This is a genomic window from Phenylobacterium sp. (assembly GCF_030698145.1).
Lineage (GTDB): Bacteria > Pseudomonadota > Alphaproteobacteria > Caulobacterales > Caulobacteraceae > Phenylobacterium.
Map to the genome: position 1 here is coordinate 1 of NZ_JAUYNW010000092.1, position 19,161 is coordinate 19,161.

Sequence of the window (19,161 nt, forward strand, 5' to 3'; positions counted from 1 at the left end):
GGTGAACATCTTGGCCGCGCGGTGCTGCAGGGCCTGGAAGGAGCCGATCACCTGGCCGAACTGCACGCGGACCTTGAGGTAGTCGAGGGTGACCTCGAAGGCCTGGACCGCGGCGCCCAGCATCTCGGCGGCCACGCCCGCGCGGGCGCGGTCGAGGGTCTTTTCCAGCAGGTCCCAGCCGTTGTCGGCTTCACCGAGGACCGCGTCGGCGCCGACCTCGACATTGTCGAAGCTGACATTGGCCGCGCCGCGGCTGTCGGGGAGCGACTGGCGATTGCGTCTGTTCCCCTGGGCGTCGGCGGGGACGACTAAGAGGGTGAGCCCCTTGGTGTCGCCCGGCGCGCCCGTGGTGCGGGCGCAGACGATGATCCCGCCCGCGGCCATGCCTTCCAGCACGAAGCTCTTCGTGCCCGAGAGCTTGTAGCCCGCGCCGGCCTTCTCGGCCTTCAGCGCGGTCTTTTCCGGGGCGTGGTGGGCGCCTTCGTCGACGGCCAGCGTACCGACCGTCTCGCCGGCGGCGATCTTCGGCAGCCAGGCGCTCTTCTGGGCGTCGCTGCCGCCCAGCACCAGGGCGCTGGCGGCGCCGAGGCCCGAGGCCAGCAGCGGGGAGGCGGTGAGCGTGCGGCCGGTTTCCTCGAGGATGAGGCCCAACGACAGGTAGCCGAAGTCGGACCCGCCGTATTCCTCGGGGATGATGACCCCGGCCCAGCCCATCTCGGCCATCTCGTTCCAGGCGCCCACGTCGTAGCCCAGCTCGGCGCCGCTATCGCGCATCTTGCGGAAGGCGGTGACCGGGCTCTTTTCCTGGGTCCAGCTCTTCGCGGCGTCGCGGAGCATGCTCTGTTCTTCGTTCAGAACGGCCATTTCTAGTGTTTCCCTAAATCGATCTTCGAAAATTCGGTTGTTGGTTCTGGAGCCGCTTTTCCTCCCCTGCGAAGCGGGGGAGGGGGACCATCCGAAGGATGGTGGAGGGGGCGAGGCCGGGCTCTGCGTCCGCGGCCGCCCCCTCCACCGCCTGCCGGCGGTCCCCCTCCCCCGTGAACGGGGGAGGAAAAGGGGCGCCCTAGTTGTTCTGGGTGAGGTCCGGCAGGCCGAGGATCCGCTTGGAGATGATGTTGTTCTGCACCTCCTGGCTGCCGCCATAGATCGTGACAGCCTTGCCGCCGAGCCAGCCGCGCACCGCGCCCAGCTCCTCGGGCTTGAAGTCGTCGCCTTCCCAGCCCAGGCCCTGGTGACCCATGACTTCCAGGGTCAGTTCGGCCTTGTCCTGCATCCAGCGGGTGCCGGCGTTCTTCATGATCGAGGTGGCGGCCGAGGGGCCGGAATTGCCCTTCGATTCCATCATCGCGCGCACGGCGGTCTGCTGGAAGGCGCGGCCGTCGATCTCGTTCATGATGATGCGGGTGCGCAGGTCGGTGTCGGCCAGGCGGCCCTTTTCGTCGACGCCCACATAGTCCTTGGCCAGCTTCGGCAGCGGCTTGACCGCCATGCCGAACCCGCCGCCGCCGCCCGCGCCCGAGAGGCCCGAGCGCTCATGCTGCAGGAGCCGCTTGGCGATGGACCAGCCGCCGTTCAGCGGGCCGACCAGGTTCTTCTTGTCGGCGATGGCGTCCGTGAAGAACGTCTCGCAGAAAGGAGAGTTGCCAGCGATCAGAGGAATCGGGCGAACTTCTACGCCCGGCTGATGCATCGTGAACAGGACGAACGAGATGCCTTCATGTTTCTTCGCAGTATCCGTCCGCACGAGACAGAAGCACATGTCGGCGAATTGTGCGCCGCTGGTCCAGATTTTTTGGCCGTTGATGACGAAGTGGTCGCCTTTGTCTTCAGCCTTGCACTGAAGACTTGCCAGGTCGGACCCGGCGCCCGGCTCGCTGAAGCCCTGGCACCATTGCAGGTCGCCCCGGACGATCGGCGGGATGTGCTCTTTCTTCTGATCTTCCGTGCCGTATTCCAGCAGGGTCGGACCGAACATCATCACGCCCATGCCGCCGATGGGGTTATAGGCCCCGGCCCGGCCCAGCTCCTGCTGGATGATCCGGCCCTCGGCCGGCGACAGCCCGCCGCCGCCATAGGCCGCCGGCCAGGTGGGGACGCCCCATCCTTTTTCGCCCATCGCCTTGCGCCAGGTTTCCTGGTCCGCGCTGGGTTTCGAGCGCTCTTCGCGCATCATCGGGTTCGGCCGCCCCTTCAGGGACGCCGGGAAGTTCGCCTCGATCCAGGTCCGCGCCTCGGTGCGGAAGGTGTCGAGATCGCCGCCAAAATCAGCCATCTAAAAAGTCTCCTTGAAAATTGGTCGTTCGAAACTCTGTGTTGTCATCACCCTAGTGGCTCTGGGTCAGGTCCGGGAGTCCCAGGATCCGCTTGGAGATGATGTTGTTCTGCACCTCGTTGGAGCCGCCATAGATCGAGCCGGCCTTGCCCGAGAGCCACGAGCGCACCGCGGCCCGCTCCTCGTCGGAGAAGCCGTCGCCCGACCAGCCCAGGCCCTGATGGCCCATGAACTCCAGGGTCAGTTCGGCCCGGTCCTGGGCGACCTTCATATTGGCGTTCTTCATGATCGAGGTGGCGGCGCTGGGGCCCGAATTGCCCTTGGCCTCCAGGGCCGCACGGCGAACCGTGAGCTGCAGGGCCTTCTGGTCGATCTCGTTCATGACGATGCGGGTGCGCAGGTCGGAGTCCGCCAGCCGGCCCTGGTCGTCGGCGCCCACATACTTCTTGGCGATGACGCCCAGCGCGTCGGGCTTCACGCCCCCGCCGCGCGAACCGTTCATGCCCGAACGCTCATGCTGCAGCAGCCGCTTGGCCACGCTCCAGCCGCCGTTCAGCGGGCCGATCAGGTTTTCCTTGGGGACCTTCACGTCGGTGATGAAGGTTTCGCAGAACGGTGAGTTGCCTGCTATAAGCAGAATTGGCCGAACCTCGACACCCGGCTGGTGCATCTCGAAGACCACGAAGGAAATGCCTTCGTGCTTCTTGGTCGTGTCGGTGCGGACCAGGCAGAAGATCATGTCGGCGTACTGGGCGCCGCTTGTCCAAATCTTGGATCCATTGACCAGGAAGTGGTCGCCCTTGTCTTCGGCACGGGTCTGAAGACTTGCCAGGTCGGAACCGGCCCCCGGCTCGGAGAAGCCCTGGCACCAGCGGATCTTGGCGGTGACGATGTCGGGGATCCACTTCTGCTTCTGCTCTTCGGTGCCGTATTCCAGCAGGGTCGGGCCGAACATGCCCACGCCCATGCCGCCGATCGGGTTGACCGCGCCGATGGCGGCCATCTCCTGCTGCAATACCCGAGCCTCGGAAGGCGCGAGACCGCCGCCGCCGTAAGCCGCTGGCCAGGTGGGGACGCCCCAGCCCCGCGCGCCCATGCGTTCCTTCCAGACCGCCCAGTCGCCGGTCGCCTCTGCGGGGCTCATGGCCAGGGCCTGCAGCGTCTCGGGATCGCCGCGCAGGGACTTCGGAAAATTGTCTTCAAGCCAGGTGCGCGCGTCGGCGCGGAAGGCTTCCAAATCGGAGCCGCCAAAGTCAGCCATGAAAATTCTCCCTAATATTCATTATCTTAGCAAAGACTATAGCATGAAGCCTAGGTCGCGGGGAGAGCCCCCGTGGTCTTCGGATCGGGCAGGGCCAGTACGCGCTTGGCCACGACGTTGAGGTTGATCTCCGACGTGCCGCCCTCGATGGAATTGCCCTTCGAGCGCAGCCAGGTCCGCACCGCGGCCAGCTCCGGCCCGTCGAACCCATCGCCTTCCCAGCCCAGGCCGCTGGAGCCCAGGGCCTCGACGATCAGTTCGTTGCGGTCCATGGCGACCTTGGCGCCGGCATACTTCATGATCGAAGTGGCGGCCGAGGGTCCGTTCCCCGCCTTGGCCTCGTCGGCGGCGCGGCGCACGGTGAGCTGGAAGGCGCGGACCTCCATCAGGTGCTCGGTCACCCGCCGGCGCAGGTCGGGGTCCGCCAGCCGGCCGGCCTCGTCGACGCCCACATAGTCCTTGGCGGCGTGCAGCACGGTCAGCGCGGCGACCGGCGCCCCGATCGACCCGCCGCCCAGTCCCGCCGAGATGTTGTCGCGCTCGAACTGCAGCAGCCGCTTGGCCACCGTCCAGCCGCCGTTCAGCGGCCCGAACAGCTGATCCTTCGGCACCTTCACCTCGGTGAAGAACGTCTCGCAGAACGGCGAGGTCCCGTTGATCAGCCGGATCGGCCGCACCTCGACCCCGGGCGACTTCATGTCGATCAGCAGGAAGGAGATGCCCTCATGCTTCTTGGAGGTGTCGGTGCGCACCAGGCAGAAGCACCAGTCGGCGAGGTTGGCGCCGCTCGTCCAGATTTTTGAGCCCGTCACCAGATAGTGGTCGCCCTTGTCCTCGGCGCGGGTCTGCAGGCCCGCCAGGTCGGACCCGGCGCCCGGTTCCGAATAGCCCTGGCACCAGCGAACCGAGCCGGTGACGATCCCGGGCAGGTGCTGGCGTTTCAGCTCCTCGGTCCCGTATTCCACCAGAGTCGGGCCGAACATCATCACGCCCATGCCGCCGATCGGGTTGCGGGCGCCGATCCTGGCCATCTCCTCGGCCAGGACCCGGGCCTCGGCGCGCGACAGTCCGCCGCCGCCGTACTGGGCCGGCCAGGTGGGTGTGCCCCAGCCCCGCGACCCCATGGCTTCGCGCCACTGCTTGGCCGCCGGGCTTTCCTTGCCGCCCTGGGCCGCGGCCAGCTGGGCGGCGGGATCGGCCTTGAGTTCGGCCGGGAAGTTGGCCTCAAGCCACGCCTTCGCATCCGCGCGGAAGGCCTGCGTGTCGTCGCCGCCGAAATCAGCCATGTAAATTCGCCTTCAAAATATGGTCGTTCAGATAGATCGCCGCCGCCCGAAAAATAGGACGCCGCCGGGATAGCCTACTTCGGATCGGGCAGGCCCAGAACCCGCTTGGCCACCACATTGACGTTTACTTCCGACGTGCCGCCCTCGATGGAGTTGCCCTTCGAGCGCAGCCAGCCGTGGGTGGCGACGAGCTCGGCGGGGCTGAAGCCCTCGCCCTCCCAGCCGAGACCCTGATGGCCCATGGTCTCGACCATGAGCTCGGAGCGTTCCTGCGCGAAGGTGGCCGCCGCGTACTTGATGATCGAGGTGGCCGCCGAGGGACCGTTGGAGGCCCGCGCCTCGGCCGCGGTCCGGGCGATCGTCTTGTAAAGGCAGTCGAAGTCCATCTTGTTCTTGGTGATCCGCATCCGCAGGTCGCGGTCGTCCACGCGGCCATGGCTGTCGGACCCCAGATAGGTCTTGGCCATCTGGCCGAGGTCGCCCGCCGAGCCGCCCGCGCCGCCCCCGCTGCCGAAGCCGCCGGAGATGTTCTGGCGCTCGTACTGCAGCAGCCGCTTGGCGATCTCCCAGCCGCCGTTGACCTTGCCCACCAGATTGTCCTTGGGGATCTTCACGTCGGTGAAGAAGGTCTCGCAGAACGGGCTCTCACCGGAGATCAGCTTGATCGGCCGGGTCTCGACGCCAGGGGTGGTCATGTCGATCAAGACGAAGGAAATGCCTTCATGTTTCTTGGTCGTATCGGTACGAACCAGGCAAAAACACCAGTCCGCCTTGTTGGCGTAAGACGTCCAGACCTTTTGGCCATTGATCAACCAGTGATCGCCCTTGTCTTCGCACCGCGTTGCTAGAGATGCCAGGTCAGAACCTGCACCGGGTTCAGAATAACCTTGGCACCAACGGAAATCACCATTGATGATCTTAGGAAGATGCTCGCGTTTCTGTTCCTCGGTCGCATATTCCAGCAGCACGGGGCCCAGCATCCAGACGCCGAAGGAGGCCAGAGGCGGGCGGTAGCGGCCGGCGGACATCTCCTGGTCCAGCACCCGGGCCTGGGCGGGGGTAAGGCCGCCGCCGCCATAGGCCGCGGGCCAGCCCGGCGCGGTCCAGCCCTTTTCGGCGGCCCGCCGCATCCAGACGCTCTGGGGATCGGAGGAGCCGGCGAACGCCCGTCCGCCCCAGATGGCTTCCGGATCGGTCTGCGCCTTCGGATCGCGCAGTTCGGCGGGATAGTTGGCTTCCAGCCAATCGCGCACTTCGACACGGAACGCGTCGAGTTCACCGGCGCCGAAGTCGGCCATGGAGTCCTCCCTGGATTTTCCGCCACCTTAGCGTCGGGGCCGGCAGGAGCAAGGGAGACGAAACAGTTGTTTGATCGTGCGTGACGCTGCATCGCCGGCAAATCGCGCTATAGCTTCGGCCAACTGAGGCGGTGCTGGCGGACGTATGCGACTTTGGCGTGAACTGAGGCCGGCGGTGTTCGCGGCGGCGCCGACCCTGGCCGCGGCCCTCAGCCTGACCGCGGGCGTCATGCTCCTGGCCTCGGGCGCCACGCCATCCATCCCCGACCGCTTCCTGGCGCTCTACAAAGTCACCCCGGTCGTGCTGATCGAGGTCAGCCACTTCCTCTCCAGCATCATGGGCCTGGTGCTGGTCCTGCTGGCCTTCGGGCTGCGCGCGCGGCTGGACGCGGCCTGGGCCGCGGCGGTGGCGGTCTTGCTCGTCACCGCGCCGTTGGCCCTGCTCAAGGGCTTCGCCTGGGAAGAGGCCGCGGCCCTGGCCCTGATGGCGGTGGTGCTGATCCCGTTGCACGGCGCCTTCCCGCGCAAGGCGCGGCTGTCCAGCATGGAGGTGACGCCCGGCTGGCTGTTTTCGGCCTTCGCGGTGGTCGCCGGCGCGGGCCTGCTCGGCCTGTGGTCGTTCCAGCACGCCGACTATGGTGACATGCCGTTCTGGGCGGTGATGGCAGACGACGACGCTGCGCGCGCGGTCCGCGGCTGGGCGGGCGCCGCGGTGCTGTTGTTCGCCTTCGGGGTCTGGCGGCTGATCGCCTCGGCGGCCACGCCCAAGGTGGTCGGCGAGTCCGACCCCGAGCTCGCCCGGATCCGCGGCATCCTGGCCAAGGCCGAGGAGGCCGAACCCGGCTCGAACCTGGCCTTGCTGGGCGACAAGCGGTTCATCTTCTCGCCGTCGGGAGAGAGTTTCCTGATGTTCGGCGTGCGGGGCCGTTCCTGGATCTCGCTGGGCGCGCCCGTCGGCCGCCGCGACGAACGCATGGACCTGCTCTGGCGCTTCCGGGAGCTGGCCGACGCCCATGCCGCGCGGCCTGGCTTCTATGGCTTGGACGCCGAACACCTGCCCGACATCGTCGAGCTGGGCTTCTCGATCTCGAAGGTGGGAGAGGCCGCCGCCGTCGCCCTGGACAGCTTCAGCATCGAGGGCACCAAGCGCGGCAATCTGCGGCGGGCCTGGCGTCAGGCCTGCGATGGCGGCGCGCGCTTCGAGGTCGTGCCGCCGGAGGGCGTGTGGGCGATCATGCCGGAGTTGCAGGCGATTTCCGACGCCTGGCTGGTACACCACGCCGGCGGCGACAAGAGCTTCTCCATGGGCGGCTTCTACCCCAACTACGTCGCCGAGTTCCCGGTGGGGATCGTGCGTTTCGAGGGGCGCATCGTGGCCTTCGCCACCCTCTGGGTGACCGCGGCCAAGACCTCGTTCTCCATGGACCTGATGCGCTACGTCGAGGACGGGCCCCGGCGGATCATGGACTACCTGTTCGTCGAGCTGATCGAGTGGGGCCGGGCCCAGGGGTATCAGGCCATCGATTTCGGCATGGCGCCCCTGTCGGGCCTGGACGACCGGCCGCTGGCGCCGGTGCTGTCGCGCGTCGGGGCGCTGATCTTCGAGCGGGGCGAGGACATCTACAACTTCCAGGGCGTGCGCTCGTACAAGGGCAAGTACGACCCGGTCTGGCGGCCCCGCTACATCGCCGCGCCCAACAGGTGGTCGATCCCGCTGATCCTGGCCGACATGGGCCTGCTCACCTCGGGCGGCATGGCCAGCCTCGCCAAGCGCCCGAAACGCGGGGAGGAGGCGCAACCGATCGCGGCCTAGCGCCCGGTCGCCACGCCCAGCAGGTTCACCACGTGGACCGCGAGGAACAGGCCAAGGGTCGCGGACGTGACCATGATGAAGCGCCACGGCGCCAGCCGGGGTCCCTTGGCGAAATCCGGCGGCTGGGCGCCGCGCCAGCCCGCGAAGGCGGCCAGCGCCAGCAGGACGGCGCAGAGCGCGAGGGAGACGGGCAGGGTCATCTGCGACGGCGTACCGCAGCCGCGCGCCCGGGGCAAAGGTGAAGCAGGCCTTAATTCTTAACGACCCGTTAACTCAACGGGCGCTTGGATTCATTGGGGCCAAGACTTTGCGCCGCCGTCCACAGGCAATCGCACCGGACGCTATATATAGTGGCGACCACGCGTTTACACCCCAAGGATCGGTAGCTAGCGTCGAGGATAGGCGGGGAGAACGATTCGATGACGTCGGCGACGCCTTGGAGCGTCAAGGGGATCGACCCCAAGGCTCGGGAGGTCGCAAAGGACCTGGCCCGTCGCTCCGGAATGACGCTCGGAGAATGGCTGAATCGGATGATCCTGGAGGACGTCGAGGACGACGGCCCCGAGGAGATCACCTCCCAGGCCTATTTCACCCAGCGTCCCGAGCGCGCCTATATCGAGACCCCCAGAGCTCCTGAGCCCGCGCGCCGGCCCGCGGCTCCCCCCAAGCGTTTCGAGGCGCCCCAGCATCCCGCCGACGAGATCGGCCGCATCGGCATGGCGCTGGACCGGCTGTCCGGGCGGATTGAGGGCTCCGAGGTCCGCGGCCTCAGCGTCGGCGTCGAGAGCGCCATGCGCGAGGCCATGACCCGCCTTGAGGCCGCCGAACGCGAAAACGTCGCCGTCGCCGCGCGCTTCGAGGGCGCGGTGCAGGAAGCCCGCGGCGAGCAAGCCCGCCTGGCCGAACGCCTGCGCAAGATTGAGCTGGAAGCTTCCGGCCCGCGCTCCGCAGAGGCCCTCCGGTCGCTGGAAGCCGCCCTGGGCAAGGTCGCCACCCATCTCTACGAGGGCGAAGGCCGGACCCGCGAGACGCTCCAGGACATGGAACGTCGGATCGAAGAGCTCTCGAACAGCGGCTGGGGCGACCCGGCCGGCCTGATCGAGGAGGTCGCCAACCGCGTCGACGCCCGCTTGAGCGACGCGGAGACCCGCACCGCCGAGGCGCTGATCGACCTGGGCAAGGCGTTCGCCAACCTGGACGGCCGCGTGGAGACGGTCGAGAGCGGGGCCGGACCTGCGATCGAGGAACGGCTGACCGCCCTGTCGACGACGCTGTCGCAGCGGGTGGAACAGGTTCGCGGCGAGATCGCCCAGAAACTGCAGGCCGCCGCCGACGGCCGCTTCGACCGCATGGAGACCAAGCTCGGCGAGATGGCCGAGAGCGTGCGCAAGGCCGAGACCGCTTCGGGCCAGGCCATCGAGAAGATGGGCCGCGAGGTCCTGACCATGGCCGACACGCTGAACAGGCGGGTCCAGGCCACCGAACAACGCAGCGCCGACGCCATCGAGCAGGTGGGCGGCGAGGTCGCGCGCATCGCCCAGGCGATGGAGAGCCGGCTCGGCCGCAGCGAGGGCGTTCACGCCGAGGCGCTGGAGCGCCTGGGCGCGGAGATCGGCAAGATCACCGAGCGCCTGGCCGAACGGATCGGCAGCTCAGAGCGCCGCGCCGCCCAGGCCATCGATGACGTCGGGGAACAGGTCGCCCGCGTCAGCGAGCGGATCCAGCAGCGCCACGACCGCAGCTCCGAGGACCTGTCCGAGCGTATCCGTCTCAGCGAGGAGCGCACCGCTCGCCTGCTGGACGAGGCGCGCGAGAAGATCGACCGCAGCCTGGCGGACTCCCAACGCCGGTTGGCCGAGCAGGTTGCCGCCGCTGCTCCGCCGGCTCGGGCGGCAGAGCCGCCCTCGCCGTTCGACGCCGACCCGTTCGCCGACTTCGGACCGGCCGAGCCCGCAGCCGATGCCCTGGCCCTGCAGGCTTTCGCCGAGCCGCGCATCGAATTGGCCGCCCCATTCCCCAGCGAATCCGAGCGGCCGGCCTTCGACGCCGCCGACTTCGAGGCCGCGGACGGCTTCTCGCCCATCGACACCGAGGTGGCCGCCGACGAGGAAGCCGCTGCGTTCGAGGCCGAGACCTTCGAAGCCGACGCCATCGAGGACGACGTCGCCGAGGTCGCGCCGGCGCCGGCCCTCGCCGAGGCTGACGAAATCGATCTGGACGCCACCCAGCATGACCTGCCCGACCTCGTCGATCCTGACCTCGTCGCGGATCCGACGATCGACGAACCGGCGCTCCAGGCCTTCGCACGACGTCCCGACCTGGACCTGGAGGAAGCTCCGGTTGAGGCGGAAGAGCCGGCCCGTCCGCTCTCGACCCGCGAGGTCATCGAGCAGGCTCGCGCCGCGGCGCGAGCCGCGGCCAGCACGGGCGACGCCAAGAAGGGCAAGGGCAAGCTCGACAAGTTCCTGCGCCCTGCCGGCGACAAGGCCGCCAAGCCCGAAAAGCCGGCCGGCAAGTCGCTGTTCTCGGCCTTCGGCGCGCGTCCGCCCAAGCGGGCCGCCGGCTCGGCCCTGCACAGCGCGTTGCTGGTCGCGGGCGGCGCGGCCTTCCTGAGCCTCGGGGCGGCCGGCATCATCGTGATGGACGGCCAGCCCGGCGGCGCCCAGCCCAAGCGCGTCGCCGACGCACTGGCCACCCTGAAGGCCAATGGCGGCGAGATCACAGGCGCCGAGGCCGACACCACCCCCTTCAACGAACCCCGCGCCGCCGTGGCCCTGGCGCCGACGGCGATCGCGGCCCTGCCGGCCACGCCGGCCGTCGACGCCGAGTTGGCCTCGCTCTACGCCGACGCGGTCAGCGCCATCGAGACCAAGCAGGCCGGCGGTCTGGACAGCCTACGCAAGGCCGCCAACCTCGGCCACTCTCCGGCCCAGTTCTACCTGGCCAAGCTCTACGAAAAGGGCGAAGCGGGCCTGAAGGCCGACGCCGCCGAGGCGCGCCGCTGGACGGAGCGCGCGGCCCAGGGCGGCAACCGCCACGCCATGCACAATCTGGGCATCGCCTTCGTCAACGGAGACGGCGGCCCGAAGAACTCCACCACCGCGGCCCAGTGGTTCCGTCGCGCGGCCGACCTCGGCCTGGTCGACAGCCAGTTCAACCTGGGCGCGCTCTACGAGCAGGGCCTGGGTGTCGGCCAGAACGCGGCCGAGGCCTACAAGTGGTACCTGATCGCGGCCAAGGCTGGCGACGAGGGCGCCTTGAAGAGCGCCGCCAGGGTCCGTTCAGGCCTCTCGGCCGAGGCGCGCGCCATCGCCGAGGCCTCCGCCCGGAGCTATCGCGCCACCTCGCCCAATCCTTCGCTGGCCACCGGCAGCGTCTCGGCGCCGACCGTGGCGACCGTCCAACGCGCCCTGTCGCGGCTCGGCTACTACGAGGGGCCGGTCGACGGCGTGCCCTCGCCGGCGCTCAAGATGGCGGTCGTGGCCTATCAGCGGAACGAGACCCTGCCGCCCACCGGGACGCTCGACCCGACCACGGTCTCGCGCCTGCAGGTCTTCACGCGGTGACGCCGGCCGCGTAAGGCGGGCGGGCCGCGACCAACTCCGCGCGAAGGCGTGACTGTTTGGACCTTTACCTTCCCATAGCCGAGGTCTCGGTGAACGCCCCGTTGCTGGTGGCGCTGGGCGCGGCGGTGGGTTTCATCTCCGGCCTGTTCGGCATCGGCGGCGGCTTCCTGATGACGCCGGTCCTGGTCTTCCTCGGCATCCCGCCCGCGGTGGCGGTGGCCAGCGAGGCCAATCACGTCGCCGCCTCCTCGACCTCCAGCGTCATCTCCTACACCCGGCGCAAGGCCGTGGACTTCCGCATGGGCGGCGTGCTGGCCGCCGGCGGGGCGGTTGGTTCGTTCCTGGGCGTCGAGGTGTTCCGGTGGCTGCGGCTGCTGGGTCAGGCCGATCTGGTGGTCTCGCTGTCCTACCTGGTCTTCTTGGGGGTGATCGGCGCCCTGATGCTGTGGGAGTCGCTAGGCTCGATCCTGCGCCGCCGGCGCGGGGAGAGCGCCGCGCCGCGCCGCGACCGCCGCCCGCCCTGGCTATACGGCCTGCCGCTGAAGATGCGCTTCCCGCGCTCTCGGCTCTATATCAGCGTCATTCCCCCGGTCCTGCTTGGGGTCTTCGTGGGCGTGCTGTCGGCGATCATGGGGGTGGGGGGCGGCTTCGTCCTGGTGCCGGCGATGGTCTATGTGCTGCGCATGCCCGCCGGCGTGGTGGTGGGCACCAGCCTGTTCCAGATCATCATCACCACCTCGCTGACCAGCGTGCTGCAGGCCGGCCGCAACCAGACCGTCGACGTGGTGCTCTCGACCCTGCTGTTGATCGGCGGCGTGCTGGGGGCCCAGGTGGGGGCGCGGGCCTCGTCGAGGTTCCGGGCAGAGGAGCTACGCGCCCTGCTGGCGATCATCGTCCTGGCGGTGGGCCTGCGCATGGGACTCGGCCTGTTCTTCACGCCCGCCGAGCCTTTCGTCCTGATGGCGGGGAACGGGTAATGGCCGACGCCCTGCCGCCTCCGCCGTCTTGGCCGCCCGTCGCCGTCTCGGCCGCGCTCACCACAACCAGCGTCAAGGTCACCTCCAGCTTCCGCGGCGCGCGCATCGTGCTCTACGGCGCTGTATTCGATCCGTCCGCCCGGCCGAGCGACGTCGTAGTGATCGTGCGCGGGCCGGACGCCCCGCTCCGCATCGCGCGCAAGACCAAGGTGGCCGGCATCTGGGTCAACTCCCGGCCCGTGGTGTTCGAGGGCGCGCCGGGCTTCTACATGACCGCCTCGACCAAGCCCCTGGACCAGATCGCGGGCTTCGGGCCCTTGCGCCGCCTTGGGGCGGGCATCGATCACCTGGCGATCAACGCCCCCTTCGAGCAGCGGGTGGAGACCCGTTACGGCGTCCGCGACGTGGTGGTCAGCCGTCTGGGCGCCGACTATCTGGACTGGCGCCGCGCGGTGGTGCGGCTGAAGGAGCAGGCCGGCCTCTACGCCGCCGACGACCGGGGTGTGACCTTCGTGGACCGGGGCCTGTTCAAGGCTGAGATTGACCTGCCGACCGCCGCGCCCATCGGGGTCTACACCGCCGAGATCATCCTCTTCCAGGGCGGCCAGCCCGTTTCGCGGCGGGTCCGAGGCCTGACGGTGGAGAAGGTCGGGTTGGAACGGGCGCTTTACCTTTTCGCGCACCAGAGGCCATGGTTCTACGGCTTGGCTTCGGTCGCCATCGCCCTGGCCGCGGGTTGGGCCGCATCGGTCGCCTTCCGGAGGAATTGACCGCTTGGACATTCGCACCGACGTCGAGATCGAGACGGGCGCCGCGCCGCTGCCGCTGTGGGTCATCGCCCTCTTCTGCATGGCGCCTTTTCCCGCCTCGGCCTTCGCCTACGCCCTTGGTCCGGCGGACCTGGCGGGACCGGCCCTGACCGTGATCCTGACCTGGTCTGCGGTGGTGATGGGCTTCCTCGGCGGCATCCGATGGGGCCTGGAGAGCGCGCGGGCGCAACCGCGTTGGACCCGGCTGGCTCACTCGTTGATCTCGCCGGTCGGCGGTTGGGCGCTGCTGTTCAGCCGCGGCTCCATCGACCCGCCCTGGCTGCTGTGCGGCTTCCTGGCCGCTTTCATCCTGCAGTGGCTGTTCGACCACACCGCCCCGGACGTGCCGGCGCGCTATCCGCGCTTGATGACCGTCCTGACCCTCGGAGCCTGCCTGTCGCTCGCCGTGGCCCTGGAAAAGGCGCTGACGCTCTAGATTTTCAAGGGAGCGCGAAGGTCGCTGAAACCAGCGGCCACATTCGACTATCGCGCTTCAGTCGCCGGCGACGGAACGCCATCCGACCGCATGGACCTTGCCAGCGCCCAGCGCGCCGCACAGGGGCGCGCGCGAGAAGAAGCCCGCGAACGCCTTGTCTTTGACGCTCAGGCCGCCCGCATAGGCGCCGAAGGCCGGGACCACCATCCGCTCGCCGTCGGTCACAAAGCAACGCCGTCGCACGCTGCCGCGCGAGGCGACGACGCGGGCGCAGGGGTGCAGGTGACCGGCCACCTCGCCGGGCTGCAAGCCCGCCTGGGGTTCGTGGCGCAGGGTGAGCCCCTCGACCGACAGCTCGTCGGCCACCTCGCCGGGCAGGGCCTGGGGGCCGTCGGCGTCGTGGTTACCGATCACCCAGATCAGCCGGGTCGCGCTCGCCAGCTCCCGCAGGCGCTGGGCGTCGTCCTCGGCAAGCCGCGCTTCGGACGTGCGGTCGTGGAAGGTGTCGCCCAGCAGGACCACGGCCGCCGGTCTGGCCGCGGCCACCTCGGCGGCTAGCCGTTCCAGCGTGTCGCGGGTGTCGTAGGGCGGCAGCATCTGGCCACGCATGGCGTAGGACGAGCCCTTCTCAAGATGCAGGTCGGCCACCACCAGCGTGCGGACCTGCTCGAGCCAAAGCGCCCCGCTGGCGCGCAGGACGACGTCGACGCCCGAGAGGGTCGTGCGCAGGCCGCCGCAGGGGCTGGCGGCGAAGGCGTAGGGTTGGCGGGGCTGGGCCAGAGCGCTCATGCCAGGGCCTCGGCGATCAGGTCGCCCTCGGCCTCGGCGAGGATGCGGTCGCCGGTCTGGCCGGGCGAGCGTTCCTTGCCGATCTCCAGCAGGATCGGCACCGAGAACGGCGACAGGTGGTCCAGGGCCGCGTGTCTGATGCGGCCCTTGATCCGCGCCAGCATCTGGCCCAGACGCGCCACGTCGATCAGGCCGGTGGCGGCGTCTTCCCGCGCGCAGCGGAGCAGCAGGTGGTCGGGCTGGTGTCGGCGGAGCACGTCGTAGATCAGGTCCGTTGAGAAGGTGATTTGGCGGCCGGTTTTCTCCTCGCCCGGGAATCGCCGCTCGATGAGCCCGGAGATGATCGCACAGCCCTTGAAGGCGCGCTTCATCATGAAGCTCTCGGCGAGCCAGGACTCCAGGTCGTCGCCCAGCATGTCCTGGTCGAAGAGTTCGTCGAAATCGAGTCCGTCCAGCGGCTTCAGGGCCCAGATGGCCATCGCATAGTCATTGCACACGAAGCCCAACGGCTCGGCGCCCAACCGCTCCAGCCGCCGGGTCAGCAGCATGGCCAGGGTGGTGTGGGCCAGGCGGCCCTCGAACGGATAGACCACCATGAAGTGACGCTTCCCGCGCGGGAAGGTCTCGAGCAGCATCTCCTCGTCGCCCACGATCAGCGAGCGGTCGCGCTGGATCTCCAGCCACTCGCGAACATCGGCGGGCAGCACCTTCCAGTGCTCCTGGTCGAACATCAGCTCACGCACCCGCTTGGCCAGGAAGGTGGAGAGCGCGAACTTCGAGCCGCCCCAGGACGGCATCTTGGGGTCCTTGTGCACGGCGGGCCGGACCAGGACCTCCATGCCGGTGACCGCCACCAGCGACCAGACCTGGCCGGCGAAGACGAAGGTGTCGCCAGGGTCCAGCATCTCCAGCATGCCTTCCTCGACCTCGCCCACCTTGCGGCCGCCGCGCAGGGCCTTGCCCCCCATGGCGATGCGCACCGCGAGCATGGCTGGCGAGAGGATGGCGCCGACATTGAGGCGATGGCGCTGGGCGGTCTGGGGGTTGCGCACCCGCCAGAGGCCGTCCAGCCCCTTCACGATCCGTCGGAACCGATCGTAGGTCTTGAGCGCGTAGCCGCCGGTGGAGACGAAATCCACGACCTGCTCGAAGTCCTCCCAGGTCAGGTCGCGATAGGGCCCGGCGCAGCAGAGCTCGTCATAGAGCGCCAGTAGGTCGAAGGGCTCGGAACAGGCGCAGCCCATGATGTGCTGGGCCAGCACGTCCAGGGCGCCCACCCGGGCGGCGTCGCCGTCGAACCGGCTCTCGGCGATGGCCTCGCGGGCGGCCTGGCACTCCAGCATCTCGAAGCGATTGGCCGGCACGAAGAGCGCCCGGGACGGTTCGTCCAGCCGGTGGTTGGCCCGGCCGATCCGCTGGACCATCCGGCTGGCGCCCTTGGGCGAGGCGAGCTGGATCACCAGGTCCACGTCGCCCCAGTCGATGCCCAGGTCGAGGGTGGAGGTGCAGACCACGGCCTTCAGCTCGCCGCGCGCCATGGCCGCCTCGACCTTGCGCCGCTGCTCGGCGGCGAGCGATCCGTGGTGCAGCGCGATCGGGAGATTGTCGTCGTTCAGCCGCCACAGCTCCTGGAAGGCGAACTCGGCTTGGAAGCGCGTGTTGACGAAGACCAGGGCGGTCTTGGCCGTCTTGATGGTTTCGTAGACCTCGGCCATGGCGTGCTGGGCGGTGTGGCCGGCCCAGGGCACCCGGCCTTCCGACAGCAGCATGTCGACGATCGGCTGGGCGCCGGCCGGGCCGCGGACCAGGTCGATCGTCTCGTGCGTCCCGTGGCCCAGCCACCGGCGGATCACGTCGGGGTCGTCCACCGTCGCGGACAGGCCCACGCGCCGCAGGTCCGGCGCGAACTTCTGCAGCCGCGCCAGGTGCAGGGCCAGCAGGTCGCCGCGCTTGGAGGCGTGGATGGCGTGGATCTCGTCGACGATCACGCACTTGAGGTTCTCGAAATAGAGCCGCGCGCCCTCCCAGGCGCAGAACAGGGCGAGCTGTTCGGGCGTGGTCAGCAGGATGTCGGGCGGCTTGACCCGCTGGCGCTGCTTGCGCGCCTGGCCGGTGTCGCCGGTGCGGCTCTCGGCGACGATGGGCAGGCCCATCTGGAGGATCGGCGCCATCAGGTTGCGCTCGACGTCGACCGCCAGCGCCTTCAGGGGCGAGATGTAGAGGGTGTGGATGCCTTGCGGCGTGTTGGGCGGCGGCCGTTCGCTGAGTTCGATCAGGCTGGGCAGGAACCCCGCCAGGGTCTTGCCCCCGCCGGTGGGGGCGATCAGCAGAGCGTCGCGGCCCTCGCGCGCCTTGGCCACCATGTCGAGCTGATGGGCGCGCGGGCTCCAGCCTCGGTTCTCGAACCAGGCGGCGAAGCGTTCGGGCAGGAGGTCCGGCGGGCTCGCCGCTGCGTCAGCCATCTCCCCGCCTATAGCATGTTCCCGTTACGTTTCACTCGAACACTACCTAATGGCCAGCCGGCCGCCCAGGGGTAGAGTGCGGACAAAATAGGGAGGCCAGCGATGACCCACACAGGCGAGTGCTTCTGCGGCGCCGTGAAGATCGAGGCGACGGGCGAGCCCGAAGCCATGGGCTACTGCCACTGCCGATCGTGCCGCTCCTGGTCCGGCGGTCCGGTCAACGCTTTCAGCCTGTGGAAGCCGGAGGCCGTGCGGGTGACGCAGGGCGCCGAGCATGTGGCGACCTACGCGAAGACCGATCTCAGCCAGCGCCAGTACTGCTCCAAATGCGGCGGCCACCTGATGACCAACCACCCGCCGCTCAGCCTGATCGACGTGTTCGCCGCCACCCTTCCGGGCCTGGCCTTCACGCCGGGCGTGCACGTGAACTACGCCGAGACCGTCCTGCCGATGAAGGACGGCCTGCCCAAGATGAAGGACTTTCCTGAGGCGTTCGGCGGTTCCGGCGTGGAGATTCCGGAGTAGGATCGGGCCAAGAGGTTGCGCCCATCGATCGCGCGACCGGCGATCGATGGAGACGGCGATGCGACGTGCCCTGGGACTGGCGGTCTTGGCGTTCGGCCTGTTGAGCGGCGGCGCGGCGGCCGCCCAGGTCGAGACCCCGCCCAATTGCCACTGGGTGGCGACGGCGCAGGCCTCGGCGACCCTGGAACTATGGTGCCGTGGCGACGACGGCCGCGCGCGTCCTACGGGGCGGCTGCTGCAGCAGAGCACCCGGCCCACCCCGGCCGGCGAATGCCCGAAAGGCAAGATGTACGACGGTTCGCGCTGCCGGCCCGAGGCCGCCGTGCTGGCCGCCGCGCCGCGGGCGCCCTATGTCGCGCCGGATCGACCGGCGACCCCGCCGTCGGCGAAGTCCAACACCCCGCGGGTGCTGCTGTTCCGTGACGGCCGAGGCCGCCGGGACCGCGGCATGGCCTGCGTCGACGACCGCGACGTCACCATCTGCAAGCCGATCCCGCGGTACTAGGCGCCCTAGGCTTCCTCCGACGCCGCGAGCCGCGGGGCCTGGGTGTAGAAGTCGATCTGCATCCGCATGGGCCCCTCGGTCAGCACGAAGTGCGATTGATCGGGCTCCAGCACGCCGTCGGCGCCCGGGGACAGGCGCTTCTGTTCGGGCGGCTCGGTGAAGCAGAGCGTCAGTTCGCCCTGCAGCACGCGGATGACGCCCCACACGCCGGGCTTGGTGCGATGCGCCCGGCGGAGGCTGACGGGCAGGGTCGCCTCGTCGAAGACCGGAGTGGAGCGGTAGGGCTCGGGCGCGCGGTTCGGTTTCATACTAGGCATGGGACCTGATCTCGTCGGCACGGGGCGGATAGGGAGCGACGGTCGCGTGATCGGCGGGCCGGCCGGCGATCTTGCTGGCGAAGCCGTGATTGACGTCGCGATGGTGAGCCTCGTCGGCGCGCACCGCCAGCACCACATCGCGCAGCGTCGCGTCGGCGGGCAGCTTCCAATAGCGCTTGGCGATAGCGGGCGCGGGCACGTTGGGCGAGCGGCCCTCGTCGATCTCCTTGAGGTAGAGGGTGTAGCTGATCACCGCCTCTTCCTCGAAATAGCCGACGACGCGGTGGGCGGTGCGCGACGAGACCAGGTAGAGCAGGAAGAAGCCGAGATAGAAGATCCACTGGGCGAACAGGATGACCATCCGTTCGAAGAAGGTCGGCTTGGCGATCTCCACGAAGGTCATCAGGTGCATCCGCTCGTTCTCGGCCTCCTCCATCAGGGTGCGGATCCAGCCGTCGTCGTCGACCATGCGGCGCAGACAGGTGAGGTGCTGGATCGTCGCGCCCACCATGCCGGGCACAGCCGCCACCGTTTCCAGGACGATCGCGCGGTGGCCGTAACGCTTGGCGAAGAAGGTGTCGGCGCAAACCCGCAGCAGCTTGGTGAAGCCGAGTGCGAAACGATCTGAAAAGCCCACCGGCGTGTGATGGACCAGAGGCTCGGCGTCCCGTTCCTCGGCTCTGGCGAGCCTGTCGGGCGCGAGAATCGAATTGACCATCTTGTTCAGTCCTTTCCGGACGCAGCCTGCCCGCCCGCCCGGTGAATGCCTGGAGGCCGGCGTGGACTGGCGGCAGATTTCGAGCTTGAGGCGCGGGGCGACGCGGGCCGTCTCGCCGAGGCGTCGT

General features: G+C 69.0%; 17 protein-coding genes. 7 read left to right on the forward strand and 10 right to left on the reverse strand.

Going from position 1 to position 19,161, the window contains the following annotated elements; genetic code table 11:
• The 5 genes from Q8Q77_RS13825 to Q8Q77_RS13845 all read right to left on the reverse strand — a co-directional run.
• Nucleotides 1-864, reverse strand: an 864-nt coding sequence (locus Q8Q77_RS13825) for an acyl-CoA dehydrogenase family protein (RefSeq protein WP_305584190.1), incomplete at its 3' end; no start/stop codon positions are given.
• A gap of 199 nt (nucleotides 865-1,063) precedes the next feature.
• Complete coding sequence (locus tag Q8Q77_RS13830; RefSeq protein WP_305584191.1) at nucleotides 1,064-2,272, reverse strand: acyl-CoA dehydrogenase family protein; 1,209 nt, start codon at nucleotides 2,270-2,272, stop codon at nucleotides 1,064-1,066.
• A gap of 52 nt (nucleotides 2,273-2,324) precedes the next feature.
• Nucleotides 2,325-3,533: an acyl-CoA dehydrogenase family protein gene (locus tag Q8Q77_RS13835; protein ID WP_305584192.1), complete on the reverse strand. Its 1,209-nt coding sequence runs from the start codon at nucleotides 3,531-3,533 to the stop codon at nucleotides 2,325-2,327.
• A gap of 50 nt (nucleotides 3,534-3,583) precedes the next feature.
• On the reverse strand, nucleotides 3,584-4,819 hold the full coding sequence (locus Q8Q77_RS13840) for an acyl-CoA dehydrogenase family protein (RefSeq protein WP_305584193.1): 1,236 nt from the start codon (nucleotides 4,817-4,819) through the stop codon (nucleotides 3,584-3,586).
• A 74-nt stretch (nucleotides 4,820-4,893) separates the two neighbouring features.
• Nucleotides 4,894-6,117, reverse strand: a complete 1,224-nt coding sequence (locus tag Q8Q77_RS13845) for an acyl-CoA dehydrogenase family protein (protein WP_305584194.1) — start codon at nucleotides 6,115-6,117, stop codon at nucleotides 4,894-4,896.
• 145 nt (nucleotides 6,118-6,262) lie between these two features.
• Between Q8Q77_RS13845 and Q8Q77_RS13850 the strand changes: the two genes are divergently transcribed.
• Nucleotides 6,263-7,930, forward strand: a complete 1,668-nt coding sequence (locus Q8Q77_RS13850; RefSeq protein ID WP_305584195.1) for a bifunctional lysylphosphatidylglycerol flippase/synthetase MprF — start codon at nucleotides 6,263-6,265, stop codon at nucleotides 7,928-7,930.
• Here the strand turns inward: Q8Q77_RS13850 and Q8Q77_RS13855 are convergent.
• A complete protein-coding gene (locus tag Q8Q77_RS13855) occupies nucleotides 7,927-8,130 on the reverse strand; it encodes a hypothetical protein (RefSeq protein WP_305584196.1) in 204 nt (67 codons plus the stop codon). The genes Q8Q77_RS13850 and Q8Q77_RS13855 overlap by 4 nt on opposite strands.
• A gap of 219 nt (nucleotides 8,131-8,349) precedes the next feature.
• On the opposite strand from Q8Q77_RS13855, the gene Q8Q77_RS13860 reads away from it, so the two are divergent.
• From Q8Q77_RS13860 to Q8Q77_RS13875, 4 genes are read left to right on the forward strand one after another with little or no spacing between them, the layout of a single operon-like run.
• The gene (locus Q8Q77_RS13860) at nucleotides 8,350-11,496 is read left to right on the forward strand and encodes a peptidoglycan-binding protein (protein ID WP_305584197.1); all 3,147 of its coding nucleotides are present in this window, start codon (nucleotides 8,350-8,352) and stop codon (nucleotides 11,494-11,496) included.
• A gap of 56 nt (nucleotides 11,497-11,552) precedes the next feature.
• Complete coding sequence (locus Q8Q77_RS13865; protein WP_305584198.1) at nucleotides 11,553-12,473, forward strand: sulfite exporter TauE/SafE family protein; 921 nt, start codon at nucleotides 11,553-11,555, stop codon at nucleotides 12,471-12,473.
• Nucleotides 12,473-13,243, forward strand: a complete 771-nt coding sequence (locus Q8Q77_RS13870; RefSeq protein WP_305584199.1) for a TIGR02186 family protein — start codon at nucleotides 12,473-12,475, stop codon at nucleotides 13,241-13,243. Before Q8Q77_RS13865 ends, Q8Q77_RS13870 begins: the two co-directional genes overlap by 1 nt.
• A 4-nt stretch (nucleotides 13,244-13,247) precedes the next feature.
• On the forward strand, nucleotides 13,248-13,718 hold the full coding sequence (locus tag Q8Q77_RS13875) for a DUF3429 domain-containing protein (protein ID WP_305584200.1): 471 nt from the start codon (nucleotides 13,248-13,250) through the stop codon (nucleotides 13,716-13,718).
• A gap of 57 nt (nucleotides 13,719-13,775) precedes the next feature.
• Here the strand turns inward: Q8Q77_RS13875 and pdeM are convergent, their stop codons facing one another.
• A complete protein-coding gene (gene pdeM / locus Q8Q77_RS13880; protein ID WP_305584201.1) occupies nucleotides 13,776-14,507 on the reverse strand; it encodes a ligase-associated DNA damage response endonuclease PdeM in 732 nt (243 codons plus the stop codon).
• On the reverse strand, nucleotides 14,504-16,969 hold the full coding sequence (locus Q8Q77_RS13885; protein WP_305584202.1) for a ligase-associated DNA damage response DEXH box helicase: 2,466 nt from the start codon (nucleotides 16,967-16,969) through the stop codon (nucleotides 14,504-14,506). Before Q8Q77_RS13885 ends, pdeM begins: the two co-directional genes overlap by 4 nt.
• A gap of 102 nt (nucleotides 16,970-17,071) precedes the next feature.
• Between Q8Q77_RS13885 and Q8Q77_RS13890 the strand changes: the two genes are divergently transcribed.
• Both Q8Q77_RS13890 and Q8Q77_RS13895 read left to right on the forward strand, forming a co-directional pair.
• On the forward strand, nucleotides 17,072-17,494 hold the full coding sequence (locus Q8Q77_RS13890) for a GFA family protein (RefSeq protein ID WP_305584203.1): 423 nt from the start codon (nucleotides 17,072-17,074) through the stop codon (nucleotides 17,492-17,494).
• A 58-nt stretch (nucleotides 17,495-17,552) separates the two neighbouring features.
• The gene (locus Q8Q77_RS13895) at nucleotides 17,553-17,999 is read left to right on the forward strand and encodes a hypothetical protein (RefSeq protein WP_305584204.1); all 447 of its coding nucleotides are present in this window, start codon (nucleotides 17,553-17,555) and stop codon (nucleotides 17,997-17,999) included.
• Between the two features lie 5 nt (nucleotides 18,000-18,004).
• Here Q8Q77_RS13895 and Q8Q77_RS13900 read toward each other — a convergent pair whose 3' ends face one another.
• A complete protein-coding gene (locus tag Q8Q77_RS13900) occupies nucleotides 18,005-18,316 on the reverse strand; it encodes a DUF1971 domain-containing protein (protein ID WP_305584205.1) in 312 nt (103 codons plus the stop codon).
• Entirely contained in the window at nucleotides 18,309-19,034 is a 726-nt protein-coding gene (locus tag Q8Q77_RS13905) for an alternative oxidase (RefSeq protein ID WP_305584206.1), read from the reverse strand. Before Q8Q77_RS13905 ends, Q8Q77_RS13900 begins: the two co-directional genes overlap by 8 nt.
• Between the last annotated feature and the right edge of the window lie 127 nt (nucleotides 19,035-19,161).